Consider the following 25,469-nt stretch of genomic DNA (forward strand, 5'->3'; position numbering starts at 1 on the left):
ATGGGGCACAGCGACGTCACCTATTTCGGTATACGCCATCACGGGCCGGGTTCCGCCGACAGCCTTGTGCAGGCATTGCAGGATTTGCAGCCGGTCGCCGTGCTGATCGAGGGGCCGATCGACGCCTCCGCGCTGCTGCCCTTGCTGGCGCGCCCGGAAATGCAGCCGCCGGTGGCGCTGCTTTGCTATCCCGAGGAGGATCCGGCTTCGACAAGCTTCTGGCCATTCGCCGAGTTCTCGCCCGAATATCAGGCGGTGCTTTGGGCCGTGGACAAAAAGGCGGCGTTGCGCTTCATCGACCTGCCTTCGTCGGCGCGCTTCACGGCAGCGGCGGCCGACGGCGCGGAAAAGGTCGATACCGGCGAAGCGAAGGAAGCAAGCGAGCATGACGACGTTGCTCCGCATCGGCGTGATCCGATAGGCACGCTGGCCCGCGCCGCCGGCTATGAGGATGGCGAAAGCTGGTGGTCGGACATCATCGAGCAGAATCCGGAACCAGGCCCCATATTCGCGGCCATCTCCGACGCGATGATAACGCTGAGGGATGGTGAAGGCTCGATCGCGCAGTATGAGGCCCAGCGCGAAGCGCATATGCGGCTCGAAATCGCTGCGGCGCGCAAGGAATTCGATGGACCTATCGCCGTCGTCTGCGGGGCGTGGCATGTGCCGGCACTGCAGGCGACACACCCGCAGAAAAACGATCAAGCCCTGCTTAAGGGGATTGCAAGGCGCAAGAGCACAATGACATTGGCGCCGTGGACGGGACCGCGTCTGGCGCTGGGCTACGGCTATGGCGCGGGCGTCGTCGCACCGGGCTGGTGCAAGCATCTCTGGCGCACGCGCGGCCGGCGCGATGCAGCAACCTTGTGGCTTGCAATGATTGCAGCGGTGCTGCGGGTGAAGGGTCATCTGGTCTCGACCGCTTCGTTGATCGAAGCCGAGCGGCTCGCCCGGACGCTCGCCGCGATTCGCGAGCGGCCGAAACCCGGGTTTGAGGAATTGCGCGACGCCGCAATTGCGGCTCTGTTCAATGGCGAAGCGTTGCTGTGGGCCCTGGTCGAGGCCGAGCTGCTTCTAGGTGCGGACGTGGGCGAAATTCCACCCGACACGCCGTTGGCGCCGTTGATCGAGGATCTGCAGCGCAACCAGAAGGCGGCGCGGCTGAAACCTGAAGCGCTGGAGCGGGAACTATCAGTCGACCTGCGAAGCGACAGCGGGCTGTTTCGTTCGACATTGCTGCATCGGCTGAACGTGCTTGGTGTGCATTGGGGCAAGTTGACGGACGCCGGTCGGAGCCGTGGCACCTTCCGCGAGCGGTGGACCCTGGCCTGGGAGCCGGAATATGCCGTTCGCCTGGTGGAGAACCTGATCTACGGGCCGACCATCGAAAAGGCTGCCAACGGCCGCCTGATCCAGATGATCGAAGCCGCAGCAACCCTCGATACGCTTGCGGCACTGGTCCAGGGCGCCATCACGGCAGGCCTGTCGGAAGCATCGACGGCCGGTCTCGCGGCCCTGGAGGCGCGCGCGGCGCGCAGCAGCGAATGCCTGGAGATTCTGGCCTCGGTGCCGCCGCTCGCCGACATCATCCGCTACGGCGAGGCCCGCAAAACGGAGACGAACCGGCTTTCCGGCCTGATGGAGCGGCTGATCGTCGAAGGTGCGATCGCGCTTCCCTATGCGGCACGCGACCTGGATGAGCAGGCCGCCGCGACGCTGGCTAGCGCGATGCGCAAGGCCGATGAGGCGATCAGGCTGGTCGAGCCCGGGGAAGACGTGCTGGACGGATGGCGCAACGGGCTGGCTGCCGTGCTGGAGGGGTCGCGGGCGACGGCGCTGCTGGCCGGATGCGCCGCGCACCTGCTCTACGAGGCCGGCCGCCTGTCCGCCGAAGCCGCAGCCGGACTGCTCGGGCGACGCCTGTCGCCGGGCACGCCGGTCGCCGAGGCGGCGGGGTTCTTCGAGGGCTTCTTCAGCACAGCCGGTCAACGGCTGATCTATGACGAAGGTCTGCGCGCCGCGGTCGATTCCTGGCTCAAATCTCTCGACGAAGATGCTTTCATCGCGCACCTGCCGTTGCTGCGCCGCGTCTTTTCCAATCTGGACAGCATGGAGCGCCGGCGGCTGATCGAAGCGGTTCTCGGCCGCGCCGCGCGCTTGCCGGCTGGCCTGACGCCGACGCCGGATGGCGGCGAGGCATGGCGCCGACACCTGGAACGGCTTGGACCATTGCTCATGGGAGGAAACGGCAATGGATGACGAGGGCGAAATGAACGGGCCTGGCCCACTCACTGCAGACGCCGGAGGGGAGCGCCGCTGGCGCCTGGCGATCGGCGCCGATGACGAGGCGTCGGCGGCACTTTCCAGCGACGACAAACGACTTTCGGCGGCACTCGATGCTCTCTACGGCGATGGTGCCAGCGCCGCAGCCAGCGACCCGCGCAAGCGGCGCGGCGGACTCGGCCGCTCGGCGCCGCGCGTTGCACAGTGGATGGGCGACATTCGCTCCTATTTCCCGCGCCAGTCGTTCAGATCGTCCAGAAGGACGCTTTCGAACGGCTGGACCTGAAGCAGATGCTGATGGAGCCGGAGTTCCTCAAAGCGATCGAGGCCGACGTCAACCTCGTCGCCGACCTGATTTCGCTGCGCTCGGTCATGCCGGCCAAGACCAAGGACATCGCCCGCACGATCATCGCCGATATCGTTGCCAAGCTGATGCAAAGGCTGGAGCAGAAAACCGCCGAGGCGATACGCGGCGCGCTCGACCGATCGAGGCGCACCAACCGCCCGCGTGCGCGCGATATCGACTGGCAGCGCACCATCTCGGCGAACCTTCGCCACTACCAGCCCGAGCACAAGACCATCGTGCCGGAGAAGCTGGTTGGTTTCATGCGCAAGCAGCGCCGGCTTGTCGATCTTGACGAAGTCGTTCTCTGCGTCGACCAGTCCGGCTCGATGGCGAGTTCGGTGATCTACGCCTCGATCTTCGCAGCGGTGATGGCCTCGCTGCCGGTCGTGCGCACGAAGCTCGTCTGTTTCGATACTGCCATCGTCGACCTTACGGAGGAACTCAGCGATCCCGTCGAAGTGCTGTTCGGCGTGCAGCTTGGCGGCGGTACCGACATCAACCAGGCGGTCGCCTACTGCGCCGACCGTATCGAGCGGCCAACCAAGTCGCATCTGGTATTGATCACCGACCTCTACGAGGGCGGCAACGGCCAGGAGTTGCTGCGGCGGCTGGCGGCGCTGGTTCGATCCGGCGTCAATCTCGTCGTGCTTCTGGCGCTGACCGACCAGGGCCGGCCCGGCTATGATCCCACCATGGCAGGTTCGGTTGCGGCGCTTGGCGTGCCGGTCTTCGCCTGCACGCCGGATCTGTTCCCGGACATGATGGCGGCGGCATTGCGCCGGGAGGATATCGGCGCCTGGGCGGCGGGGGCCGATATCAAGCTCATTCGCGCCGACGCCGAGGCGCCGAGTCACTCAACACCTACTCCCATATAGGTTTGACAAATAGCGGGCCGCACCTATGGTCGACCTGTTACAGGAGCGGCGCATGGCGAAAACAACCGGCTATATTTTTGGCGGGTTTTCCGCACGTTTACCGGACGACAGAAATCGGTCGCAGCCCTCGCCCTCGCGTCTTCCGGCCGCAACGGTGCGGCCGGCGCGTTCACGTCCTTGAGCCTTATGTCCCAGAGGGTTGCCGAGCTCCTGTCGCGGCTGGAAAAGCGGTTGGACAGGTCAGCGATTGTTTCGGCCGACGAGGCCGGACCGCGTTACAGGGAAGATCCCGACGGCAAAGCCGGCGCGCCGCCGGAGTTCGTCCTGCGTCCGCGCACTGCCGGCGAGGTGTCGGACATACTGCGCCTGTGCAACGAGGCGGGGCAAAGGCTTGTCGTCCAGGGTGGCCGAACCGGGCTTGCCGGTGCGGCTCGCATCCAGCCCGGCGAAGCGGTGCTGTCGCTGGAGCGCATGACGGCGATCGAGACCCCCGACCGCGAGGCGGCAACGATCGTCGCCGAGGCCGGCGCACCACTGCAGATGGTGCAGGACGCGGCCGATACGGCCGGCTTGCTGTTCGGCGTCGACATCGGCGCGCGCGGCACGGCCACGGTCGGCGGCAATGTCGCCACCAATGCCGGCGGTATCCGGGTGCTGCGCTACGGCATGTACCGCGCGCAGGTGCTCGGCCTGGAAGCGGTACTTGCCGATGGCAGCATCCTGACTTCGCTCAAGGGCTTGCCCAAGGACAATTCCGGCTATGATCTCAACCAGCTCTTCATCGGCAGCGAAGGCACGCTGGGCGTCGTCACGCGCGCCTGCCTGCGGCTGCACCCGAAGCCGGCCACCGAGGTCAACGCCTTCTGCGCGCTTGCTTCGCTCGACGCGGCGATCGCGCTGCTCGGTCTGCTCAGACAGAGACTTGGACCCCTGCTCTCGGCCTATGAAGTGAATTTCGCGCCGCTCTATGGCGCCATGGTCGCCGGCATGGATGCGCTGGCGCCGCTGCCCGTCGGCTCGCCCGTCTATGTGCTCGCCGAGATACAGGGCAGCGAGCCCGACCGCGACGGCGAACGTTTTGCCGCTGTGCTGATGCAGGCGGTCGAGGACGGCGTGATCGACGACGTGGTGGTCTCGCAGTCGCCGCGCGAATTCCGCGCGCTGTGGGCGGTGCGAGAAGACGCCAATCGTTTCCTGTTTTCGATAAAAGGCCTGGTCGGCGTCGATATTAGCATCCCGCTGGCGAGGATGGGCAGTTTCCTGCGGGAAGCGGAAGCTGCGGTCCAGGCCGTTGACCGCAATGCCGACATCTACGTCTTCGGCCATCTCGGCGATAGCAATCTGCACTATCAGGTGCGCACCGTGGATCCGGCGGCCGCATACGACATCGTCTATCGGGGCGTCGCTGCGGCTGGCGGCGGCGTGTCGGCCGAGCATGGCATCGGCCTCGACAAGAAGGAATGGTTGCACCTCGTGCGCAGCGATGCCGAGATCGCGGCCATGCGGCGCTTGAAAGCGGCTTTCGATCCGAAGAATATCCTCAATGCCGGGCGGGTCTTCGACCTCGCGCCGGCGGCTAGCATACGTGACGTGCCGCCCCAATGAGGCTGGAGATCGAAGGCCGGTAGCGCTGCCCGGGTGCTTGAGTCTATCTGCCCACGGGCTTCAATCCCGCATGCGCCACGGCAATGCGGGCAGCGAGCGCGGCGTTGTTGCGGACCAGCGCGATATTGGCCTTCAGGCTGCGACCCTGCGAAAGCTCGTTGACGCGGGCGAGCAGGAACGGCGTCAGTTCCTTGCGCCCGATGCCGCGTTTCTCGGCCTCTGCCACCGCTGCCGTGATCGTGCCGTCGATGAAGGCCGGATCGAGCGCATCCACTTCCGGAATTGGATTGGCGACGAGGATGCCGGTGCCCGAGCCGATCTGCTCGTGCAGCAGCATGGCCTGCGCAATGTCCTCGGGCGTATCGAGGCGATGATCGGCTTTCAGTCCGCTGGAGCGCGTATAGAAGGCCGGAAAATCGTCGCTCTGATAGGCAATCACCGGCACGCGCTGGGTCTCCAGATATTCCAGCGTTTTTGCAATATCGAGGATCGATTTCACGCCGGCGCAGACGACGGTCGTGCCGGTCTGGCCGAGTTCGGTCAGGTCGGCCGAGATATCGAAAGTGGCCTCGGCGCCACGATGCACGCCGCCGACGCCGCCGGTCGCGAAAATGCCGATGCCGGCGAGTGCGGCGATCCGCATCGTCGCCGAAACCGTGGTTCCGGCCGACCCGCCGCCCACCATGATGGCGGCGAGGTCGCGCCCGGAGGCCTTGACCACGTCTTTTGCCGCTGCCAGCTGCTCCAGCTCCCGGTCACCGAGCCCGACTTTGATCATGCCGGCGACCACCGCGATCGTGGCGGGCACCGCACCGTTCTCGCGCACCACGGTTTCGACGCCGCGCGCAGTCTCCAGATTGGCCGGATAGGGCATGCCATGGGTGATGATCGTCGATTCCAGCGCCACCACCGCGCGGCCTTCACGAAGTGCTGCCGCTACTTCGTCGTTCAGGTGGAGAAGGGAAGGTTTCATCGTCATTTCGCTTTCAGGGTTCGGCTCGCGTTCAGGCGGGAATGCGGTACATGCCGGCGGTGAGGAAGCGCGGCGACAGATCGGGATGAACGCTGGATTCGCTCTCGGTGGTCAGCGTGGCGAGCAGCGCGCCGGTGCGCGCAGCGTGAGGAACGGGATCTCCCGAAAGCACCTTGTACATGGTGCCGGCAATCATCGCGTCGCCGGCACCGGTGATGTCGACGGCGCGGGCCGGGACGGAACGCATCGTCGCCACGCCGCTCTCGGTCGCCACCGCAAATCCATGAGCGCCCATGGTCACGATCACCTCGCTGGCGCCGGCCGCGCGCAGCGCCGAAGCAGCCTCCTTCGGCTTAAGCCGCTTGTCGGCATCGGTGATGCCAAGCATCGTGTTGGCCTCGTCGCGATTGGTGAACATAAGGTCGATGCCGGACAGGTCCTTCGGCAGGCGTGCCGATTTCGGCGACGAGACCGTGTCGACGGCGAGCTTGAAGCGCGCGCCCTGCTTGCGTGACATCAGCGCTGCGATAGTCGCGGCCGGCAGGTTGCAGTCGATGAACACCCAAGTCGCCGAAGCAAGATGCGGCCAGAAGCGGTCGAGATAGGAGGGCGAAAACAGATCGAAGATCTCCATGTCGGCGATGCCGAGCACGAGATCGTTGTTGAGATCGAGGATGGCCGCATATTCCGCCGTCGGCCGCTCCATGGTGGTGATGACCTGGCTGACATCGGCGCCGAGGTCGCGCAGATGCCGCACCAGCGAGCGGCCGGTTTCGTCGTCGCCGACGATCGAGACGAAGCTTACGTCGACGCCGAGGCGAACAAGGTTTTCGGCGACGTTGCGGGCGACCCCGCCGAAGCTGCGATAGCCGTCGACCGGGTTCGACGTCCCGAAGATCAGATCCTTCTTGGCGTGGTACTTGCGGTCCAGGACGGCGCCGCCGATGCAGATCATGCGCTTGGAGGCCGGCAACACATAGCCGCGACCAAGAATGTAGCCCTTGTTGACGAGTTGCACGATGTGGGCCGCGACGGTCGAGCGGGCAATGCCGAGCGCGGTCGCTATATCCTGCTGGCCGGCGAAAGGGTTCGCCGCGATGAGATCCAGCACTGCCTGTTCCTGTGCTCCAAGGTCGTCCATCGCCTCACCCCGGCCCGCGCAATTCATGGCTGAACTTTTATCAACAACAGATGATGTTGTCAACATTTGTTTGGATCTACAGGGGTCCGCCAATGCCAGCCGCTGGTACTGGTCAACGCTTGGCGCCGCATCACATTACTTGTTGCCGATGGCAAGAAGTTTGAAAGTAAGCGGATGAATGAACAGGAGTTGATGTCGGAGCTGGAGCGGTTGGTTTCCGAGGATCGGAACCCGAGGACGATGGATATCGACCTGCTGCCGACCATCGAGATCCTACGCGAGATCAATGGCGAGGACAGCGGCGTTCCGGCCGCCGTCGAGAACGTCATTCCGGAAATTGCTGCCGCGGTAGACCGGATCGTTAGTGCGTTTCAAAAAGGCGCGAGGCTTGTCTATATGGGCGCCGGCACGAGCGGCCGGTTGGGAGTTCTCGACGCCTCGGAGTGTCCGCCAACATTTGGCGTGCCCGAGGACATGGTGCTCGGCCTGATCGCGGGCGGCCCCAAAGCGCTGGTGCGGGCTGTGGAAGGCGCCGAGGATGATCCGCAACAAGGCATGAAGGCACTGCAGGACATCAAGTTGACCGCCGACGATGTGGTGGTCGGCATCGCGGTCAGCGGCCGCACACCCTACGTCATCGGCGGCTTGACCTATGCAAGGCAGGTGGGAGCAACGACCGTGGCGCTTTCCTGCAATCCCAGGTCAGTCATTGCCGGCATTGCCGACATTGCCATCTCTCCGCTTGTCGGCCCCGAGGTTCTCGCCGGCTCGACCCGGTTGAAGTCGGGAACCGCGCAAAAGCTGGTTCTCAACATGCTGACGACAGCCAGCATGATCCGGATCGGCAAGAGCTATCAGAACCTGATGGTGGATCTTAATCCCAGCAACAAAAAGCTCGTCGCCAGGGCGGTTGGGATCGTGATGCAGACCACCGGCTGCACAGCGCAGCAGGCACGACGGGCGCTCGACCAGACCGGCAAAGACGTCAAGCTGGCGATACTGGTGACAATCACCGGGATGGGCATCGAAGAGGCGCGGAAGGCGCTCGACAATGCGGGCGGGTTTCTGCGAAAGGCGATAGGCGAAAAGACGCTGTGAAGCCGCCTGGATACCAGGATACTGGTATACAGGACGGATCGACTTCCACAAAGGCAAGGCATGGACCTTGCTCACCAACCGGATCCATCCGACACGTCAACAGCGGGATTATCGAGATTCGCCAATCGGTCGGCGATCTCGTCAACGGAGCCTAACAAGTGATGATTGCGAAAAGTGGGGAACCAATCTGGGCCGTCGGCCTGATGACCGGCACCGTGCTGGACGGCAATATCGACGTTGCGCTGATCAAGACCGATGGCGAGCGGATCGCGGATTTCGGCACCTACACGCTGGCGCCTTACCCCGGATCGATCCGAACCCTGCTGGAGGAGACGCTGCGCCAAGCCAGGACCTGGAATTTCACCGGATCGGAGCCGGCGATCTTTCGCGAGGCTGAAGAAGCACTGACGCGCGCCCAGTCGGCGGCCGTCAAGGATCTGGTCGAAAGCTACGGGCTGACGATGGCCGATATCGGGGTCGTCGGCTTCCATGGCCAGACCGTGCTGCATCGCGCGCCGCAAGTCGGCCGGCTCGGCCAGACCCGCCAGCTCGGCGATGGCGAGTTGATGCATTCTATTCTGGAAACCAAGGTCGCCTATGACTTCCGCTCGGCCGACATGCGCGCCGGCGGGCAAGGGGCGCCGCTGTCCGCGGCCTACCACGCCGCGCTGCTGCGCGATGCCGATATCAGCGGCGACACGGCGGTCCTCAATCTCGGCGGCGTCGCCAACATCACCTGGTGGGACGGCAAGGACAATGTCGTCGCTTTCGACACCGGACCGGCCAACGCGCCGCTGAACGATTTCATCAAGGCGAAAGGGCTCGGCGAAATGGACCGCGACGGCGCGCTCGCGCGGACCGGCACTGTGGACGAAGCTCGGCTGGCCAAGCTCTTGCAGCATCCCTATCTGGCCAAGCCCTATCCAAAATCGCTGGACCGGTTCGATTTCGGCGCGGCCATGGCGGATGGGTTGAATGCGAAGGATGGTGCAGCGCTGCTGACGGCATTCACCGCGGCAGCCGTCGGCAAGGCGCTCGACCTGCTGCCGCATCGGCCAAAGCGTCTGGTGGTCAGCGGTGGCGGCCGCCACAACCCGACGATCATGGCCATGCTTGGCAGCCGCGCCGGCGTCGAAGCCGTGCCGGCGGAGGCGCTCAGTTGGAAGGGTGACGCGGTGGAGGCGGAGTGCTTTGCTTTCCTTGCGGTTCGCGTGCTCAGGGGTCTGCCGATCAGCTTCCCGACCACCACCGGTGTGCCACAGCCGATGCGCGGCGGGCGCCTTGCCGGCTGATCAAGTCGACAATTTCTTCTGCAGGAAGACGCGGCCGCGGCCGACGGGAAAATCGGGAAGCACGCCGAACGGCCGATAACCCTGACGCTCATAGACCTTGGCCGCTTTCGGATTGAACGTGTCGATCAAGGCGCCATGACAGCCGCGTGCGACGGCTTCCTGTTCGGCTGCGTCCAGCATCCTGCCGGCCATGTGCTGGCCGCGCAGTCGCTCATCGACCCAGAGCCATTGCACATAGAGCCAGCCCCAGGCGGTGTATCCCGAGATGCCGGCGACAACCGCACGGTGCTCGTCGCGCACGAACACGGCCAGTGCCTTCCTGTTGGCCGGACCGACGTCGCTGTCGTTGAACGCGCTGAGCCGCTCCCCGAGAAAAGCGAGTTCTTTCGGCAAAGGATCGGCGGTGGTTTCAAGCGTCGTGTTCATCGCATGTCCAGACGGGTTCACAGCCGGATATCGGTATACAGCGCCGCGTCCTTCCGGATGCTATCGCTCTTTCATTTGCATTTATCGAAGGACAGGAGGGGGGCGCAAGCTCTGCCGCCGCGTGGCTCAAACCGGCTACTTGCGATGGTCCGCGACTACCGTGGCGAATGCAACGCCGCCGCCGAAGCGGCAACCAGCATGAGCAACGCTGCAGCCACCGCCGATGCCGCAAAACCAAAGCTGGAATAAAGCGGTCCGAAGGCGGTGGTGCCGACAAACACCGCGAGGTAGGTCACCGCGCTGTTCAAGCCCATGATCGTGCCGCGCCGCGCAGGATCGAGCGCCGAGAGGCGCATCACCAGGACGTTCAGCCCGAAATGATTGGCAAGGCCCCAGACCGCCACCATCGCGATGGTCAGATGGAAACTACTGCCTGCCGCGGCGAGCGCGACATAGACGATCGCGACCAGCAGATAAGCGAACGGCATGACTCGTCGCGCGCCAAGCCGATCGATCACGCCGTCAAGAAGTGCCGCCATGCCGAAGCCGGCGCCATAGGCGAGCGCGGCCAACCCGTTGGCGCTGACCGGCCGTCCCAAGCCATTGTGAAGGTGATCGCCGAGATAGCCATAGACACCGTAGAAGGCGGTCATGAAGGCGCCGCAGGCGACCAGAAGCGGCACTATGCCGGGAACGGCCAAGGCGCCGAGCGGCGTCGGCGCCGGGCCGCTTTTCCTGACATCGCTCAGCGACGTCAGCGTAAGGCCGGTCAACGCGAGCGCAGCAAGCACCGCAACCGCTGCGAAAACGGCGCGCCAATGCAGCAGATCGGCAAGCACCGCCGACAACGAGACGCCGGCCACCATGCTCAGCGTCCATCCGATCAGCACGACGCCGATCGTCCCGCTTTCGCGGCCAGGTGGCGCGATCGCAGCGGCGCTGGCATAGATTGCCGGCATGGCGATACCCGCGGCGATGCCGGCGAGAAGCTGGGCCGCAACCAGCGTCGTTACCGTCGGCGCGGCGGCGCTGGCGAGAAGCGCGACCGCCAGCAGCAGCAAGGCTCCTTGCAGCATGCGGCGGGCGCCAAGCCGATCGATATAGCGCGCCAGGAACAGGGCGCTTGCGGATGTGCCGAGGCCGAACGCGGCGGACGCGATCATGACGGCCGGCACGCTTGTCGCAAACGAGGCGGCGACCGCCGGTGCTATCGGACCGAGAACCAGCGAGTTGGAACCGATCACGGCGATGCATCCGGTCAGCAGATAGGCGAGCGCCGGAATAGGCGGCCTTGCCGTCAGTATTGCGACTTGATCACTGTTCGACATTCGTCGATAATGTCCGTATTAAATTCTGTATCAACAAGGAATTTCATTATGGATGAAGAAACAGATGGCATTCCGCAGAACAGGCCCGCTGTCCGGGACGTCGACGCAATTGACCGAAAGATATTAGGCGTTCTGGTCGACGACGCTACGATCAGCTATGCCGAGCTCGGTGATCGCGTCGGCCTGTCGCCGCCGGCAGCCCATGAACGGGTAAAGCGGCTTCGGCGCAGCGGCGCCATTCGCAACACCGCGGCGATCATCGATCCCAAGGCGGTACGCAAGCCGTTGCTCGCTTTCGTGCACATCGACACCAAGGGCTGGGGAAAGACCCCCGAACTGATGGCGATTTCCGAGCACCCCGAAGTCGAGGAGATTCATTCGGTGGCCGGCGACACATGCATGCTGATCAAGGTCCGCACCGAGGACACTCGGGCGCTCGAAGGCCTGCTGTCGCGTCTTTACGAAACACCTGGCGTCACCTCGACGCGAAGCTATGTGGTTCTGTCGACCTATCTCGAGCGGCCGGTGCAGCCCGGGATTACGACCGAATGGCCGACGCCCCGGCACATGGCCAAGCCGCTGTATTAGGGCCACCCTGCGTCCAATCAACCCAGCTCCAAGGTCGTTATCGCAAAGACCCCGGACTGCGCGAGCTGCGGCGCTTTTCCCTTGTACATTCGAGCCGTTTCGAAACCCGGTTGAAGGCCCGCGGACGTCAGCAGGCCTGCAAATTGCCCGCTAGTCTCGGGAACGTCGAGATGGACATTCCCGGGTCCGGAGAGGTTGGCGAGCGCCGCGAAAAGGCGGCTTGCTGCGTCCAGGCTGTTGGAAAAGAGCGGACCGATCTTGCAGCCGTCGCGGCATCGGCGCGCGACGCCGTACCCCTCGATCGCGCCATCCCTGACGATCGCAAGCGCCATGTGCGGCGGGCGCAGCCAGTGTTCCAAGAAGGATCGCCTCGGTGCGGGAAAGAACCGGCTGTCGTAGTCCAGGACATCGGGCATGAGTTCCGGGCCTATGGCGCAAATGTCGCTATCGGTGGCTTCCGGAACATTCGGCGCTCCGACGAACCGGATCGTTCGGTAGACCGGCGCAAAACCCATGCTGCGGTAGTTGGCCTGCTGTTCGACGACACCATCGAGGCCGATTGTCCGGCTGCCGAGCCGCGCCATGCCGGCGTCCCAGACCGCCTTGCCATGGCCCTCGCCGCGCCTGTCCGGCCGACAGATGTAGAGACCGATGAAGCCGAAATCGTTGCCATAGGCGACGGCCGAAATACCGGCCACCATCTCGCCATCGACAAAGGCACCGATGAAGCCGTCGGGATCCGCCGCCTGGAACGCCACGGCATCGCCGAGGCCGGGATTCCAGCCCTCCGCTGCCGCCCAGTCGACGAGGGTTTCCAGTTCGTCAAGTGCGAGCGTTCTGATCGTTCGGCGCATTGCGATCACTCGGCGGCAACGGTACCGGGGGCAAAGGATTTCAATGCGCCACGATAAGGCTTTGCCAGCGGATTTGCATAGGCGCCACGCTTGGACGTCGACAGGCCAAGCGCGATCAGTGCCTCGGCCTGCTTGACCGCCGCGCCGACGCCATCGATGACCGGAACGCCGAATTGCCGCTGCAGCTCGGCGGCGAGATCGGCCATGCCGGCACAGCCGAGCACGACGGCCTCGGCGCGATCCTCGTCGAGTGCGCGCGCGATCTCGCCCCGCAGCTTCAGGATCGCGTCCGATGCCGGATCTTCGAGGGCAAGCACCGGAATGTCGGCGGCGCGCACGCGTGCCCGTCCTGCCATGCCATAGCGTTGCACCAGCCCTTCGACCGGCACGCGCGAGCGCTCGGTGGTGGTGACGACGGTGAAGCGCTGGGCGATGAACGAGGCCGTGCTGAGCGCTGCCTCGCAAATGCCGATGACGGGAATGTTGGCCATGGCGCGCGCGGCATCGAGGCCGGTGTCGTCGAAACAGGCGATGATCGCGGCCTGCGCGCCTGAGCGCTCGCCGGCAGCGATCTCGACCAGCAGGCCCGGCACCGCAAGCGCCTCGTCGTAGTAGCCTTCGATCGATACCGGACCCATCGACGACGTAACCGCGACGATTTTCGTTCCGGCGCCAGCGACGAACCGCGCCGCAGCGCCAATGGTTTCGGTCATGCTGGCGGTTGTGTTCGGATTGACAACGAGGATTTGCACTGCGGCTCTCAAATACGCGCCCGGCGACGGCCGACATAGACGATTGCGCCGAGCGTCACCAAAATCACCAGGAAGGAAAACACGGTCGTCACGGTGCCCAGGGCATAGAGCACCGGCGTCGTCACATTCGTCGTCATGCCGTAGATTTCGAGCGGCAGCGTGTTGAACGTGCCCGAGGTCATCAGCGTGCGGGCGAACTCGTCATAGGACAGGGTGAAACCGAACAGGCCGACACCGATCAGGCTGGGCGCGATCATCGGCAGGACGACATGCGCGAAAGTCTGCCAGGAGGTCGCACCCAAGTCCCGCGCGGCTTCCTCATAGGCCGGCGAGAACCGGTTGAAGACGGCGAACATGATCAGCACGCCGAACGGCAAGGTCCATGTCAGATGTGCACCAAAAGCAGACGTGTACCAAGCTGGGCGGAAGCCGATCTGCTGGAAGACGACGCCAATGCCGAGCGAGATGATGATCGACGGCACGACCAGGCTGGCGACGGCCAGATAGAACAGTGCGGTGGCACCGCGAAATTTCTGGCGGAAGGCAAGACCGGCGAGCAGCGACACGCCAACGGTCACGACCATCACCATCATGCCAAGGATGAAGGAGCGTTTGAAACTGCCGCCGAAATCGCCGACCGCCTGGCGCTCGAATAGATTGGCGAACCAGTGCAGCGAAACGCCGTTCAATGGGAATGTCAGCCCGCCATTCTCGCCCTGGAAGGACAGGATCAGGATCGCCGAGAGCGGGCCGTAGAGAAACAGCACGAAAAGGGCGAAGAAGGCCGCCAGCACGTAGAATTCGAGGGTGCGCTTGTCCCGGCTCATCGCCTCACAGCTCCTTGCGGATGTCGACGATGCGCAGAATGCCGGCGACCATCAAGAGCACCAGAACCAGGAGCACGACCGCGTTGGCGGCCGCTGCCGGATATTGCAGCAGCGACATCTGGTTCTTCATCATCAGCGCGACAGAGGCGCTCTGTCCGCCGGACATCACCTGCACCGTCGAAAAGTCGGCCATCACCAGCGTGACGACGAAGATGGTGCCGATCGCCATGCCGGGCTTGGCGAGCGGGATGATGACGTTCCACAACACCTGCCAGCCGGAAGCGCCGGCATCACGCGCGGCCTCGATCAGCGACTTGTCGATGCGCATCAGCGTGTTGAAGATCGGCGTCACCATGAACAGCGCGTAGAGATGCACCATGGCCAGCACCACGGCGAATTCCGAATAGAGCAGCCATTCGATCGGCTTCGGGATCAGTCCGATCTGCACCAGCGTCGAGTTGACCAGGCCGTTGCGGCCAAGCACCGGAATCCACGAGATCATCCGGATGATGTTGGAGGTCAGGAACGGCACAGTGCAGACAAGGAACAGCACCATCTGCATGGCGGTGGTCCTGATATGGAAGGCGAGGAAATAGGCGACCCAGAAGCCGACGAACAGCGTCAGCGCCCAGACGATGGCGGCGTATTTCAGCGTGTTCAGATAGGTTTTCCAGGTGACCCAGGAGCCGAGCGTGTCGGAATAGTTGGTGGTCAGGAAATCCGGGTACATCGCCGCGAAGTCGTAGTCCCAGAAAGAGACCACGGCGATCATCAGGATCGGCAGCAAAAGGAACGCGCCGAGGATCAGCGCCAGCGGTGTCGCCTGGAGATAGGGGACGATCGCGCCGATCGAGAAACGGCCGCGCCTGGCGGGTTTGGCGGCGGCCATTGCAGGGCGTTCGAGCGCAACTGTCATGAACATCTCGGTGGTGGTCGGCTATGCGGCTGAGGCCGCGTTTCCTTCTCCCCCTGTGGGAGAAGGTGGATTGGCGCGCAGCGCCAAGACGGATGAGGGTGTTGGAAGAAACTCAGCGTTAGCGATCCGTCCAACACCCCTCATCCGACCGAGCTTCGCTCGGCCACCTTCTCCCACAAGGGGAGAAGGGGAAGAGGTTGCGCTACGCCGCGATGAATTCGTTCCAGCGCCTCACCATGTAGCGGTCCTCGTCCATGACCGAGTTCCAGCAGGCGACCTTGCCCATGCGCTCGACGAAGGAGCCGCCGTCACGCACGGCGCCCGCCTTCTCCATGACCTTGCCGTCCGGCGCCATGATGTCACCCTTGGCCGGCTTACCGTCGACCCAGTAGCCCCATTCGTCCTCGGACATGAACTGCTTGGCCGTATCCATGGCGGCCGAGTAGTAGCCTTGACGGTTGAGATAGGCGCCGACCCAGCCGGACAGATACCAGTTGATATATTCGTAGGCGGCGTCGAGCTCGGCGCCCTTGAGATGCGCCGCCAGGCCAAGGCCGCCGCCCCACGAGCGGTAGCCTTCCTTGAGCGGCTGGTATTTGCAGGCGATGCCCTTGGAACGGACCGCGGCGACGGCCGGCGACCACATCGACTGGATGACCACTTCGCCTGAAGCCATCAGGTTGACGCTCTCGTCGAACGATTTCCAGAACGCCCGGAACTGGCCGTCCTGCTTGGCCTTGATCAGGAAGTCGATCGTCTTGTCGATCTCCTCCTTGGTCATGTTGCCCTTGTCGGCATATTTGATGTTGCCCATGGCTTCCATGATCATCGCCGCATCCATGATGCCGATCGACGGGATGTTGAGGATGGCGGCCTTGCCCTTGAAGGCCGGATCCATGATGTCGGCCCAGGTGGTGATGTCGCGGCCGACAAGGTCGGGGCGGATGCCGAGCGTATCGGCATTGTAGATGGTCGGAACCATCGTCATCCACTGCGTCGGTTCCTTGGCGAAGGTCTTGGCGTCCTGCGCTTCGACGAAGCCGACCGTATGCGGCGCGGTGCCCTGGGCAATGACGCTGTCGGGCGTCAGCTTGCCGGTGATGAAGAGCGGTACGATCTTGTCGTAATATTTCAGCTTCTTGACATCCATCGGCTGCATCACGCCGGACGGATACACCTTCTTGGCGATCCAGTATTCGATGTCGGCGATGTCATAGCTGTCCGGCTGGGTCACCGCGCGCTGGGCGGCGGCGTCGGAATCGGTCGCGGTCATCTCCAGCGTGATGCCGAGATCGGCCTTGCACTTGTCGGCGATGGCGTTGAGGTTGGACACGCCGGTGCCGAACTGGCGCAGCGTGATCGGGTTCTGCGCCCAGATCGTCGGGAAGCCCGTGATGGCGCCCGAGCCGGCGGCAAAACCAACGACAGCGGCACCGGTCTTGAGCAGCGAGCGGCGGGAAATTCCTGTCTTCTTGTCTGTGGTGTTGGTCATGGTCAGTTCCCCTGTTTTAACTGGTTATTCTGGTTCAGGAATCGAAACGGCCAAGGACGATCGCGTCCTCGGCGTCCCAGGCGATCGGCACGGCGTCGCCGACGGAGACCGGCTTGGCGAAGAAGCTGGTGTCGTCGACGATCACGGTAAAATCCTCGATACCGGCGCCATTGACCGAGAGCTTCACGGTCGAGCCGCGGTATTCGATATTGGAGACGATGCCGGCGAAACCCAGCCCCGTGGCCGGCGGGTCGCCGATCCGCACATGGTCGGTGCGAATGGCGATATCGATCGGCTCGCCGATCGCCCTGCCCTGCCCGCTGGCCGCAAGCGAGGCGCCACCCGGCACATCGAAAACAACCATGCCGTCGCGGCTGCCGCTGACGCGGCCGGAGACGACGTTGTGATCGCCCATGAAACGGGCAACGAACGCAGTGGCCGGCCGCTCGAAGACGATGCGCGGATGCGCCGCCTGCTCGATGCGGCCGTCATTCATGACCACGATGAGGTCGGCGAGCGCCATGGCCTCCTCCTGGCTATGGGTGACGTGAACGAAAGTGATGCCGAGCGACGTCTGCAGCTTCTTCAATTCCGCCCGCATGCGGATCTTCAGGAACGGATCGAGCGCCGAGAGCGGCTCGTCGAGCAGCAGCGCCTCGGGGTCGGTGATCAGCGCCCGAGCCAGAGCGACGCGTTGCTGCTGTCCGCCCGAAAGCTGCGCCGGTCGGCGGCTGGCGTAGCCCTCCATCTGCATCAGCTTCAGCATATCGAGCGCCTTGGCGCGGCGCTCCTCCTTGCCGACACGCTTCATCTTGAGGCTGAACGCAACATTGTCGACCAGGTCGAGATGCGGAAATAGCGCGTAGGACTGGAACATCATGGCGGTGCCGCGCCTGGCCGGCGGCAGGTCAGTGACCACTGTGTTGCCGAGACGCACGTCGCCGCTCGATATGCTTTCGTGCCCGGCAATCATGCGCAGCGTCGACGTCTTGCCGCAGCCGGACGGCCCGAGCAGGCAGCAATAGGTTCCCGCGGGAATTTTCAGGCTGATGTCTTCGACGGCAGTCGTTGCGCCATAGATCTTCGAAACGGACACGATGTCGATTTCGGCGGCTTTGGACATCCGGCTTCCTTCTCTAAATCAACTTAAGCAAAGCATCATGCATGCCAATTGCCCTCCATCGACCTCAAACAATTGATTCCTTGGGAAAATCGGACTCGCATCCGGCTGCCCGCCGAAACGACACGCTTATGCGATGCACAAATTATAGGCGATAGCCGGCGATTCGCGCAAAAATCGTATGCAATCTTTTCTGACATCGCATTCACTTTGGCCCTCGTGCAAGCGACCCGATTCAGGGTAGAAAGGCGCAGGGACCACCATCATGAATATAGCCGACCAGACTTTCCCTGCTGTCGACAGTGCCAACGAGGATCGCGCCCAGGCAATCCGCGACCAGTTGCGCGACGCGATCGTCGATCGCCGGCTGGCGCCCGGAACCAAGCTGTCGGAAGGCGAGGTCGGCACTTTGTTCGATGTCAGCCGCACCGTGGCGCGCGCGGCGCTGCAGATGCTCTCCTTCGAAGGCTTGGTGCGGATCGAGCGCAATCGCGGCGCCTTCGTCGCCAACCCGTCGCCGGAGGAAGCGCGTCAGGTCTTCGCTTCGCGCCGGCTCATCGAGCCCGGCATCGCGATTGCCGCAGCCGGGCGGATGACGCCGGACCATGTCGCTGCCTTCAAGGCGCAGCTCGATGAAGAGGGCCGCTTCATTGCCGAACGCGGACCAAATGCAAGACGCTCGGAAATCAAAGCTTCGGGCGATTTTCACCTTCTGCTGGCTTCGGTTGCCGGAAACGCGATCCTCCAGCGCTTCATGGAAGAGCTGGTGGCGCGGTCATCGCTGGTGATCGCGCTCTATGGCCGCTCGGGCGTGTCGAGCTGCGGCCATAGCGAGCACATGAATATCCTCGAGGCGCTGGAAAATGGCAATTCCGAACGGGCCAGCGCACTGATGCTGCACCACATCGACCATATCGAGGCCGACCTCGATCTGCGCGTCAGGAGCGGTCCGGCACTCAGGCAGGCACTCGAATTCTGACGGTCATTCCGACCGGAGGGACGCGAAAACCGCGCCCTTCAAAGCCGCTGGGCCCGGATTTTCAGGATCTGGTACAGCATGTCGCGAATGCGCCGCAGCCTCATCGACCATTTCTGGCTCATCTGCATTCCAGTTCTGTTTGGCGTTCGCCGCGTCTCAAAAAGCTTGGGCCGCCATGGCCATTCCAACCAGCGAGGTGGCGATCCCAGCGGTGCGGACCGTCATCGGCCAACGAGCGAGCTTGAAGACGGACAACACCCCGATCGCATGCAGCATCGACGTGCCGAGCATGAAACCAGCGGCGTAGGCGATGCCGCTGGCGCTCTCGGAGATCTCGAGGCCGTGGGCGTTGCCGTGAAAGAGGCCGAACAGGGCTGTCAGTGCTGCTGCGGCGGCCAGCGGCAGCGGCCGGGCAAGGCCGACCATGGCACCAAAGGTCACGAGCGACAGCGCGATGCCGGTTTCAAGGGAAGGCAGGCCGATGCCGGCCATGCCGAGCAAGGCTCCGGCGACCATGGCCGAGACAAAGAACAGCGGCACAAGGACGATACTGCGCCCGCTGGCCAGAGCGCCAATCATGCCGACCGCGACCATGGCGAGCAGATGATCCATGCCGAACAGCGGATGTTCGAGGCCGGCGAAAAAGCCGTAGACGTGAGCGCCGCCGCTATGGGCGAACGCCAGCGAAGGTATGAGCGCGGCGAGAGATGAAAGGGTGCCAAGTCTTGCGAATGTTTTCATGGTTGTACCTGGTTGATAAGAGTGACCGGGTTCTGGTTTCAGTGCCCGGGAACGGCGAATTGCGAAGCCGCGGAACGGTCCGTAAGGGCACGCGCCGCGGCGAAGCCGAGCGGCTTTTGCTCAGTGCCATCGTGATAGATGAAAGCGAGGCGGCGGCGGTGCGATGTCAGGCGCGCCGGCAACGGGTGATAGGCGACGCCGGTGCCACCGACGAGCGGCATGACCGCGCCGACGTCGACCAGATCATCGGTTTCGACGCGAAGCAGATGAAGCCGCACGCCGTCCGCCCTCTCGCCGACAAAGGGTATGCCGGCCAGACGCAGAAAGCTGGATGGGTCCGGCGCCCGGGCAAAGCCTTCGAGGAAGGCGGTTTCGACAAGATCGAGGTCGACCGATGCGGGATCGGCGGGTGGCTCGTGAGCCTGGTCATGCGCCAGATGCGGCGTCTGCCATTGCAGCGGCTTGCCAGCGGGTCCGTTGTGGCCGAGGGCGTGCGGATGGTCATGACGACCATTCGGGCCATGATGATGGTGGTGACCGTCGCCATGGTCATGACTGTGGTGGTGATGATCGTCGTGCATGGTCAAAAACTCACCGGTTTGTCGATGATCGATTTATGCTTGCCGAGATTGCCGTGGGCGACCATCGAGCCGAGCGCCTCGACGACGACACGCACGCCGAACAGCGCGGTGATGTCCGACGTGTCGTAGGGCGGCGAGACCTCGACCACCTCCAGCCCGCAAATGCCGGGCGCCGTCACCAGCCCAAGCAGCTTGAGCGCCTCGCGCGGCAGGAAGCCGCCCGGCTCAGGCCAGCCCGTGCCGGGCACGAAACCGCAATCGAGGCTGTCGACGTCGAAAGAGATGTAGACGGCGTCGGTGTCTTTCCATGCGAGTTCGAGCGCGATTTCCGCCGCCTTCTCAAGGCCTATCTGCTCGATGTCGGCAATGGTGAGCACGTTGGTGCCGCGCTTCCTCGCCTCGGCGACGCCGTAGCGGGGAACCTGCCAGCCGCCGATGCCGAGCTGCACGAGATTGGTCGCCGAGACGTTCGGCAGGTTGGTCGCCCAATACCAGGGCGTGGTGTGCATGCGCTCGTCGAGATCCTTTTCCTGGATGTCGATATGGCGGTCGAAATGGATGATGCCGATGCGTTTCGAGGTCACGTCGGCGATGCCGCGCACGCAGGGAAATCCAATCGAATGGTCGCCGCCCAGCATGATCGGCAGCGCGCCGGACGAGGCGACATGGCTGACGCCCTTGGTGATCTGGTCGAAGCTTTTTTCGAGATTGGCGGGAATGGTGAAGACGTCGCCGGCGTCGCACAGCGTCATCTGCTCGCGCAGGTCGACGCCGAGCTCGTAGTTGTACGGCGTGTAGAGCGCCGAGATGCGACGAATGCCTTGCGGCCCGAAGCGGGTTCCCGGCCGGTAGGTGGTGCCGCTGTCGAAAGGGATGCCGATGACGGCAGCATCATATTTGCCGACGTCGCGGACGTTCTCGACATAGGGCGCCTTGAGAAAGGTATTGATGCCGGCGAAATGCGGCAGCTCGCCGCGCGCGAATGTCGGGATCGACTTGTCGACGATCGACTCCGATCCCGGCAGGCCCATGTCGAGCGCCCATTGCTGCTCTTTGCGCCAGCCGCTTTCCGGCAGCTTGCCCTCGGCCTCGATCGACTTCCAGCCCTGGGTGCCGCGCGCGTCGAAATCCGGGTGGTGGAAGCGTTCCCTGGCCTCCCGGGCGACCAGCCCTGCCCGGCGGTGGCTGCGTTCGGGGATATTTCTGGACATTCACGGTCTCCGTTACGACGCCGTCGTCGCCATTGCTGTATCCGGCCGGGTCGTCCCGACCATCGCGGCCACCTTGGCCAAGTGATGAGAGGAAGCCCGGGTCTTGCGATCGAGCTTCAAATCGTAGGTGATCGTCGCGCCGTAAGCGGACGGGAACTGCGGATCGTGGCGCAGCTTGTCGAAAACCAGCACGCGGGTGCCGAGCTTGAAGGCCTCACCGATATCGTGGGTGACCATCACCACCGTCATGCCGTGCTCGGTCCACAGCTCGGTCAGCAGGTCGTGCATCTCGACGCGGATGCCGGGATCGAGCGCCCCGAACGGTTCGTCGAGAAGCAGGATCTGCGGACGGCCGAGCAAGGTCTGCGCAATCGCCAGCCGCTGCTGCATGCCGCCGGAAAGCGATGCCGGATAAAGGTCGCGCGCATGAGCGAGCCCGACGCGCGCCAGCATGGCCTCGGCCTCTTGCCTGGCCTTTCTGCGCCTGGCGCCGAAGACGCGGCCAAACGGCCCGCCCGAGCGAAAGTCTTCGACCAGCAGCAGGTTCTGCATGGCGGTCAGATGCGGAAATACCGAATAGCGCTGAAAGACAATGCCGCGCTGCGGCGTCGGCTCGGGCACGATCGGGCCATCGCCGACGATGACGACGCCGCTGCTCTGCTGCTCCTGGCCGAGCAGAATGCGCAGGAACGTCGATTTTCCGCAGCCGCTGGCGCCGACCAGCGATAGGAATTCGCCGGCCTCGGCGGTGACGTTGACCCGCTCGAGCACGCGGGCATCGCCATAACTCTTTTCCAGCCCGTGAACGACGATGCGGCTCATCTGGCCTCCAACGGATGCGCCCAAGGGGACATCGCTTGGGAAAGCCGCACCAGCAGCCAATCGGTGATGACGGCAAGCAGCGTGATCCAGGCGACATAGGGCAGGATGACGTCCATCGAGAGATAGCGGCGGACGAGGAAAATGCGGTAACCCAGCCCTTCGGTCGAGGCGATGGCTTCGGCGGCGATCAGGAAAAGCCAGGCCGGCCCGAGTGCCAGCCGCACGCAGGTGATGAGGCGCGGCATGACTTGCGGCAGCACCAGCCGCAAGACCATGGTCCAGCTGTTGCCGCCAAGTGTCTGTGCCTTGGCCACCAGTTCGGACGGCAACTCCATCACCCGGTTGGCGATGTCGCGCACCATCACCGGCGCGACGCCGACGGCAATCAGCGTGATCTTGGCCGTTTCGCCGAGGCCGAGCGCGATGAACAGGATCGGCAGCAGCGCCAGCGGAGGGATGACGCAGACGACGGTGACGAAGGGCAGCAGGAAGGCGCGCACCCGCGGAATGAAGCCGATGGCGATGCCAAGCGAAAGCGCGGCGAACGTGGCAACGCCCACGCCCGCGAACAGCCTGAGGAGACTGGCATAGGTGTCGACCCACAGGATGAGGTCGCCGGAGCGTCTGTCCGGAACCGTCGCCAGGTCAAGAAAGGCCGACCACATCTGTGCCGGCGAGGGCAGCAGCTTGTCGCTGGGATTGACCGCCAGTCGTTGCGCCGAAGCGATCAGATAGACGATCGCCACGAACAAGAACGGCAAGCCGCCGAGGAACAAGGCGCTGCCGCGCGAGACCTTCGCATTGATCATGCGAAGGCGCACCCTCGACCTCGGCCAGGAAGGGCGCGTGGTGCCCTCCCCGCCCGTCGCGGAGACTTCATCCCTGGCACTCATTCCCTTGGCCAGCATGTCGCGTCAGGGCGTTGCGGTTGCGGCCTCGGCCATGAAGGCTGGATCGAAACGCAGCTTGACGTTTTTGGCGTCGCCCAGCGTGGATCCGTCGGGAAAGCTCATGCCGACCACGTCGACACTCGTCGCGTTGGTGCCTAGGATGCCGTGGCTGAACAGGAAGTTGCGGACCAGATCCATCGTCTTCGGCAATTCGGTGCCGTTGGTGAACTCGACCGCCTTGGCGGGGTCGAAGAACATTGCCGTCGAAGCAAGCTGCGCGTCGAAGCCGGCGAGGTCCGTACCGGACGCCTTGGCCATCTCCTCCTTGGCTGCCTTGCCTTCCGGCGTGTCCGAGCTCATCAGGTCCATCGCTTCGTACCACGCGCCGGCAAGCGCCTTGCCCAGCGCAGGGTTGTCCTTCAGCGTCTCGGTGTTGACGACCATCATGTCGATGATCTCGCCGGGAATCTGCGAGGAATCGAACACTTTGTGCGCACCCGGCATGGCGACGATCTCGGACACCAGCGGATTCCAGGTGACGACCGAGGTGACGTCGCTGGTGCCGTAGGCGGCGACCATGTCGGCGTCGGAGGTGTTGACGACGGTGATGTCCTTCTCGGCGAGCTTGACCGTGTCCAGCGCCCGCGCCAGCAGGTAATGCGAGACGGAGAGCTCGACGAGATTGACCTTCTGGCCGGCAATGTCGGCGAGCGCGGCCTTGTCCTTGAGGATCACGGCATCGTTGCCGTTGGAGAAGTCGCCGATGATCACGGCGGTGGTGTCGACGCCGCCGCCAGCGGGGATCGACAGCGCGTCCATGTTGGTCATCGAACAGCCGTCGAAGCCGCCGGCGGTGTACTGGTTGATGCTTTCGACATAGTCGTTGATGCGGGTGATCTCGACGTTGATGCCGTTTTTTTCAGCCCATTTCTTCATGATGCCGCTGTCGGAAAGATAGCCCCACGGCATCCAGCCGACATAGATCGACCAGCATATCTTGAAGTCTTTCTTGGGCGCCGCGTCGGCGGCGGAAATCATGGGAAGGCTGAGTGATGCGGCTAGGATGATTGCGGCCAGCTTGCGAAGCATTGCGTACCCCTGTTCGCGATCCGGATTGCGACCGGACTTTATGTTGGGGTTTGCGGAGCGCGCATCCGGGAGAGGTTCGCGCCAGCAAACCCGTGCAGGGTTCTCCCGGGATTTTGGCCCGCCGTGTTCCGCCGGATGCCTCAGTGCATCCCTGGCGGTCGCATCTCTTGGACCAGCACCGCTTTGTTGCGGCCGGAACCCTAGACGCTCTGCACACCATCAACGAAGCAAGGAGCATGCCAAAGCCGAATTATGCCATAAGGCCGGCATTTGTGGAGCTGTGCAGCTTCGAGCATTCGCACGAGTGACGCGAAAATCATCGCATCGCCGACGGATTGGGCAGTTTGCCTGATTGCTAGGAAGATATCCCGATTGAATCCACCGCCGGTTTCATCGGGTCAACCGCGGCAAAGACGGCGCTCGCCTCGCTGACGATGGAAACGTGATCCTTGGCTGCATGCCCTGCGGCAGCGCTGTCGCCGCGCATGATCGCGGTAACGATGACGTCATGCTCCTGCCAGGATTTGGCCAGGCGGCCCGGCAGCATGAATTGCGCGCGCCGAAACGGCGCCAGCCGGCTGCGCGTCATGACGGTCAGTTCATAGATGTGCTTGCTGTGCGCGCCGCGATAGAGCCGGGTGTGGAACTCGGTGTTGAAATACTCGTAATCCTCCTCCGCACCCAGCTGCACGAGACGCGCCGATAGCTGGTGCTCGATTTCGAGCGCGCGGCGCTCGGCGGTGGTCATGCGCTCGGCTGAGAACCGCGCGCAGATCGCTTCAAGCTCGGCCATGCTCTCGAACATCGAGGCAAGGTGCTCCTGCGTCACCACGGCGACGGTGGCGCCCCGGTTGGGCCGCCTTTCGACCAGCCCCATGGCGCTCAGCCGGCCAAGCGCCTCCCTGACGGGGGTGCGCGACACATCGAAACGGGCAGCCAGCGAGGCCTCGTCGAGCTTTTCGCCGGGGCGCAGGAACCCGGTGACGATCCGGTCGCCGATCGCCCTCACCATCTGATCGACGGTCGTGCCCGACCTGATCAAGCTGCGCTTCCCCGACAATTCTCCTCCGTCCAGTCTTTTTCGCGGCCGTGCGACAAGTGGCTCGCCGGAAGTTTCGACTCGGGCGCCTCTATGCCTTTATTTTAATCTACATGTCAAATTGACCGTTTGAAAGGCAAAAAGTGTATGCAATTGCCTCTCGCTTGAGCAGAACGCGTCGGTGTATCGACTGATTTCATT

23 protein-coding genes, 2 pseudogenes and 1 riboswitch are annotated in these 25,469 nt (G+C 63.8%); of the genes and pseudogenes, 8 read left to right on the forward strand and 17 right to left on the reverse strand.

Annotation, left to right across the window (positions count from 1 at the left end; all coding sequences use genetic code 11):
- The 3 genes and pseudogenes from IHQ72_RS31115 (at position 1) to IHQ72_RS31125 (ending at position 5,109) form a co-directional block, all read left to right on the forward strand.
- Positions 1 to 2,259, forward strand: coding sequence for a DUF5682 family protein (locus tag IHQ72_RS31115; RefSeq protein ID WP_258119469.1), 2,259 nt, complete (start codon positions 1 to 3; stop codon positions 2,257 to 2,259).
- Positions 2,252 to 3,504: pseudogene (locus IHQ72_RS31120) on the forward strand (VWA domain-containing protein). Before IHQ72_RS31115 ends, IHQ72_RS31120 begins: the two are co-directional and overlap by 8 nt.
- A 186-nt stretch (positions 3,505 to 3,690) precedes the next feature.
- Positions 3,691 to 5,109: an FAD-binding oxidoreductase gene (locus IHQ72_RS31125; RefSeq protein WP_258119470.1), complete on the forward strand. Its 1,419-nt coding sequence runs from the start codon at positions 3,691 to 3,693 to the stop codon at positions 5,107 to 5,109.
- Positions 5,110 to 5,152: 43 nt separating this feature from the next.
- Here the strand turns inward: IHQ72_RS31125 and IHQ72_RS31130 are convergent, their stop codons facing one another.
- Both IHQ72_RS31130 and IHQ72_RS31135 read right to left on the reverse strand, forming a co-directional pair.
- Positions 5,153 to 6,082, reverse strand: coding sequence for a pseudouridine-5'-phosphate glycosidase (locus tag IHQ72_RS31130; protein WP_258119471.1), 930 nt, complete (start codon positions 6,080 to 6,082; stop codon positions 5,153 to 5,155).
- A gap of 31 nt (positions 6,083 to 6,113) precedes the next feature.
- Positions 6,114 to 7,223, reverse strand: coding sequence for a carbohydrate kinase (locus IHQ72_RS31135; RefSeq protein ID WP_258119472.1), 1,110 nt, complete (start codon positions 7,221 to 7,223; stop codon positions 6,114 to 6,116).
- A gap of 174 nt (positions 7,224 to 7,397) precedes the next feature.
- Between IHQ72_RS31135 and murQ the strand changes: the two genes are divergently transcribed.
- The 3 genes and pseudogenes from murQ (at position 7,398) to IHQ72_RS31150 (ending at position 9,613) form a co-directional block, all read left to right on the forward strand.
- The gene (gene murQ / locus IHQ72_RS31140) at positions 7,398 to 8,321 is read left to right on the forward strand and encodes an N-acetylmuramic acid 6-phosphate etherase (protein ID WP_258119474.1); all 924 of its coding nucleotides are present in this window, start codon (positions 7,398 to 7,400) and stop codon (positions 8,319 to 8,321) included.
- A 37-nt stretch (positions 8,322 to 8,358) separates the two neighbouring features.
- Positions 8,359 to 8,476, forward strand: a pseudogene (locus IHQ72_RS31145) (esterase); the annotation flags it as partial.
- A 6-nt stretch (positions 8,477 to 8,482) separates the two neighbouring features.
- Positions 8,483 to 9,613 carry an anhydro-N-acetylmuramic acid kinase gene (locus tag IHQ72_RS31150; RefSeq protein WP_258123990.1) on the forward strand — a complete coding sequence of 377 codons (1,131 nt, stop codon included), beginning with the start codon at positions 8,483 to 8,485 and terminating at the stop codon, positions 9,611 to 9,613.
- Here the strand turns inward: IHQ72_RS31150 and IHQ72_RS31155 are convergent, their stop codons facing one another.
- Both IHQ72_RS31155 and IHQ72_RS31160 read right to left on the reverse strand, forming a co-directional pair.
- Positions 9,614 to 10,039 (reverse strand): GNAT family N-acetyltransferase, encoded by a 426-nt coding sequence (locus tag IHQ72_RS31155; RefSeq protein ID WP_258119475.1) that lies wholly within the window; start codon positions 10,037 to 10,039, stop codon positions 9,614 to 9,616. It abuts the gene before it with no gap.
- Positions 10,040 to 10,194: 155 nt separating this feature from the next.
- Positions 10,195 to 11,367 carry an MFS transporter gene (locus IHQ72_RS31160; RefSeq protein WP_258119476.1) on the reverse strand — a complete coding sequence of 391 codons (1,173 nt, stop codon included), beginning with the start codon at positions 11,365 to 11,367 and terminating at the stop codon, positions 10,195 to 10,197.
- 48 nt (positions 11,368 to 11,415) lie between these two features.
- Between IHQ72_RS31160 and IHQ72_RS31165 the strand changes: the two genes are divergently transcribed.
- Positions 11,416 to 11,955, forward strand: a complete 540-nt coding sequence (locus IHQ72_RS31165; RefSeq protein ID WP_258119477.1) for an Lrp/AsnC family transcriptional regulator — start codon at positions 11,416 to 11,418, stop codon at positions 11,953 to 11,955.
- Positions 11,956 to 11,972: 17 nt separating this feature from the next.
- Here IHQ72_RS31165 and IHQ72_RS31170 read toward each other — a convergent pair whose 3' ends face one another.
- The 6 genes from IHQ72_RS31170 to IHQ72_RS31195 all read right to left on the reverse strand — a co-directional run bounded on the left by IHQ72_RS31170 (position 11,973) and on the right by IHQ72_RS31195 (position 17,919).
- The gene (locus tag IHQ72_RS31170) at positions 11,973 to 12,809 is read right to left on the reverse strand and encodes a GNAT family N-acetyltransferase (protein ID WP_258119478.1); all 837 of its coding nucleotides are present in this window, start codon (positions 12,807 to 12,809) and stop codon (positions 11,973 to 11,975) included.
- 5 nt (positions 12,810 to 12,814) lie between these two features.
- Positions 12,815 to 13,561 (reverse strand): aspartate/glutamate racemase family protein, encoded by a 747-nt coding sequence (locus IHQ72_RS31175; RefSeq protein WP_258119480.1) that lies wholly within the window; start codon positions 13,559 to 13,561, stop codon positions 12,815 to 12,817.
- Between the two features lie 8 nt (positions 13,562 to 13,569).
- Positions 13,570 to 14,388 carry an ABC transporter permease gene (locus IHQ72_RS31180; RefSeq protein ID WP_258119481.1) on the reverse strand — a complete coding sequence of 273 codons (819 nt, stop codon included), beginning with the start codon at positions 14,386 to 14,388 and terminating at the stop codon, positions 13,570 to 13,572.
- Between the two features lie 4 nt (positions 14,389 to 14,392).
- Entirely contained in the window at positions 14,393 to 15,277 is an 885-nt protein-coding gene (locus tag IHQ72_RS31185) for an ABC transporter permease (RefSeq protein ID WP_258123991.1), read from the reverse strand.
- A 229-nt stretch (positions 15,278 to 15,506) separates the two neighbouring features.
- Positions 15,507 to 16,796, reverse strand: a complete 1,290-nt coding sequence (locus IHQ72_RS31190; protein WP_258119483.1) for an ABC transporter substrate-binding protein — start codon at positions 16,794 to 16,796, stop codon at positions 15,507 to 15,509.
- A 34-nt stretch (positions 16,797 to 16,830) separates the two neighbouring features.
- Positions 16,831 to 17,919, reverse strand: a complete 1,089-nt coding sequence (locus IHQ72_RS31195; RefSeq protein ID WP_258119484.1) for an ABC transporter ATP-binding protein — start codon at positions 17,917 to 17,919, stop codon at positions 16,831 to 16,833.
- Between the two features lie 262 nt (positions 17,920 to 18,181).
- On the opposite strand from IHQ72_RS31195, the gene IHQ72_RS31200 reads away from it, so the two are divergent.
- Complete coding sequence (locus tag IHQ72_RS31200) at positions 18,182 to 18,895, forward strand: GntR family transcriptional regulator (protein ID WP_258119486.1); 714 nt, start codon at positions 18,182 to 18,184, stop codon at positions 18,893 to 18,895.
- Between the two features lie 156 nt (positions 18,896 to 19,051).
- Here IHQ72_RS31200 and IHQ72_RS31205 read toward each other — a convergent pair whose 3' ends face one another.
- The 7 genes from IHQ72_RS31205 to IHQ72_RS31235 all read right to left on the reverse strand — a co-directional run bounded on the left by IHQ72_RS31205 (position 19,052) and on the right by IHQ72_RS31235 (position 25,271).
- Positions 19,052 to 19,636 (reverse strand): HupE/UreJ family protein, encoded by a 585-nt coding sequence (locus IHQ72_RS31205; protein ID WP_258119487.1) that lies wholly within the window; start codon positions 19,634 to 19,636, stop codon positions 19,052 to 19,054.
- 38 nt (positions 19,637 to 19,674) lie between these two features.
- Entirely contained in the window at positions 19,675 to 20,217 is a 543-nt protein-coding gene (locus IHQ72_RS31210; RefSeq protein WP_258119488.1) for a hypothetical protein, read from the reverse strand.
- Positions 20,218 to 20,219: 2 nt separating this feature from the next.
- Positions 20,220 to 21,428, reverse strand: a complete 1,209-nt coding sequence (locus IHQ72_RS31215) for an agmatinase family protein (protein ID WP_258119489.1) — start codon at positions 21,426 to 21,428, stop codon at positions 20,220 to 20,222.
- 12 nt (positions 21,429 to 21,440) lie between these two features.
- Positions 21,441 to 22,250, reverse strand: coding sequence for an ATP-binding cassette domain-containing protein (locus tag IHQ72_RS31220; RefSeq protein ID WP_258119490.1), 810 nt, complete (start codon positions 22,248 to 22,250; stop codon positions 21,441 to 21,443).
- Entirely contained in the window at positions 22,247 to 23,059 is an 813-nt protein-coding gene (locus IHQ72_RS31225) for an ABC transporter permease (protein ID WP_077381712.1), read from the reverse strand. Before IHQ72_RS31225 ends, IHQ72_RS31220 begins: the two co-directional genes overlap by 4 nt.
- Positions 23,060 to 23,164: 105 nt before the next feature.
- The gene (locus tag IHQ72_RS31230; protein ID WP_258119493.1) at positions 23,165 to 24,229 is read right to left on the reverse strand and encodes a putative urea ABC transporter substrate-binding protein; all 1,065 of its coding nucleotides are present in this window, start codon (positions 24,227 to 24,229) and stop codon (positions 23,165 to 23,167) included.
- Between the two features lie 100 nt (positions 24,230 to 24,329).
- Positions 24,330 to 24,444: riboswitch (guanidine-I (ykkC/yxkD leader) on the reverse strand.
- Positions 24,445 to 24,584: 140 nt separating this feature from the next.
- Entirely contained in the window at positions 24,585 to 25,271 is a 687-nt protein-coding gene (locus tag IHQ72_RS31235; RefSeq protein ID WP_258119495.1) for a GntR family transcriptional regulator, read from the reverse strand.
- Positions 25,272 to 25,469 lie beyond the last annotated feature (198 nt).

The organism is Mesorhizobium onobrychidis, from assembly GCF_024707545.1.
GTDB classification, from domain to species: domain Bacteria; phylum Pseudomonadota; class Alphaproteobacteria; order Rhizobiales; family Rhizobiaceae; genus Mesorhizobium; species Mesorhizobium onobrychidis.

Excerpts from the sequence above, each read along its gene's own strand:
- IHQ72_RS31115 (WP_258119469.1), top strand. The coding sequence starts at position 1 with ATGGGGCACAGCGACGTCACCTATTTCGGTATACGCCATCACGGGCCG.
- IHQ72_RS31125 (WP_258119470.1), top strand. The coding sequence starts at position 3,691 with ATGTCCCAGAGGGTTGCCGAGCTCCTGTCGCGGCTGGAAAAGCGGTTG.
- IHQ72_RS31130 (WP_258119471.1), bottom strand. The coding sequence starts at position 6,082 with ATGAAACCTTCCCTTCTCCACCTGAACGACGAAGTAGCGGCAGCACTT.
- IHQ72_RS31135 (WP_258119472.1), bottom strand. The coding sequence starts at position 7,223 with ATGGACGACCTTGGAGCACAGGAACAGGCAGTGCTGGATCTCATCGCG.
- murQ (WP_258119474.1), top strand. The coding sequence starts at position 7,398 with ATGAATGAACAGGAGTTGATGTCGGAGCTGGAGCGGTTGGTTTCCGAG.
- IHQ72_RS31150 (WP_258123990.1), top strand. The coding sequence starts at position 8,483 with ATGATTGCGAAAAGTGGGGAACCAATCTGGGCCGTCGGCCTGATGACC.
- IHQ72_RS31155 (WP_258119475.1), bottom strand. The coding sequence starts at position 10,039 with ATGAACACGACGCTTGAAACCACCGCCGATCCTTTGCCGAAAGAACTC.
- IHQ72_RS31160 (WP_258119476.1), bottom strand. The coding sequence starts at position 11,367 with ATGTCGAACAGTGATCAAGTCGCAATACTGACGGCAAGGCCGCCTATT.
- IHQ72_RS31165 (WP_258119477.1), top strand. The coding sequence starts at position 11,416 with ATGGATGAAGAAACAGATGGCATTCCGCAGAACAGGCCCGCTGTCCGG.
- IHQ72_RS31170 (WP_258119478.1), bottom strand. The coding sequence starts at position 12,809 with ATGCGCCGAACGATCAGAACGCTCGCACTTGACGAACTGGAAACCCTC.
- IHQ72_RS31180 (WP_258119481.1), bottom strand. The coding sequence starts at position 14,388 with ATGAGCCGGGACAAGCGCACCCTCGAATTCTACGTGCTGGCGGCCTTC.
- IHQ72_RS31185 (WP_258123991.1), bottom strand. The coding sequence starts at position 15,277 with ATGGCCGCCGCCAAACCCGCCAGGCGCGGCCGTTTCTCGATCGGCGCG.
- IHQ72_RS31190 (WP_258119483.1), bottom strand. The coding sequence starts at position 16,796 with ATGACCAACACCACAGACAAGAAGACAGGAATTTCCCGCCGCTCGCTG.
- IHQ72_RS31195 (WP_258119484.1), bottom strand. The coding sequence starts at position 17,919 with ATGTCCAAAGCCGCCGAAATCGACATCGTGTCCGTTTCGAAGATCTAT.
- IHQ72_RS31200 (WP_258119486.1), top strand. The coding sequence starts at position 18,182 with ATGAATATAGCCGACCAGACTTTCCCTGCTGTCGACAGTGCCAACGAG.
- IHQ72_RS31205 (WP_258119487.1), bottom strand. The coding sequence starts at position 19,636 with ATGAAAACATTCGCAAGACTTGGCACCCTTTCATCTCTCGCCGCGCTC.
- IHQ72_RS31210 (WP_258119488.1), bottom strand. The coding sequence starts at position 20,217 with ATGCACGACGATCATCACCACCACAGTCATGACCATGGCGACGGTCAC.
- IHQ72_RS31215 (WP_258119489.1), bottom strand. The coding sequence starts at position 21,428 with ATGTCCAGAAATATCCCCGAACGCAGCCACCGCCGGGCAGGGCTGGTC.
- IHQ72_RS31220 (WP_258119490.1), bottom strand. The coding sequence starts at position 22,250 with ATGAGCCGCATCGTCGTTCACGGGCTGGAAAAGAGTTATGGCGATGCC.
- IHQ72_RS31225 (WP_077381712.1), bottom strand. The coding sequence starts at position 23,059 with ATGATCAATGCGAAGGTCTCGCGCGGCAGCGCCTTGTTCCTCGGCGGC.
- IHQ72_RS31230 (WP_258119493.1), bottom strand. The coding sequence starts at position 24,229 with ATGCTTCGCAAGCTGGCCGCAATCATCCTAGCCGCATCACTCAGCCTT.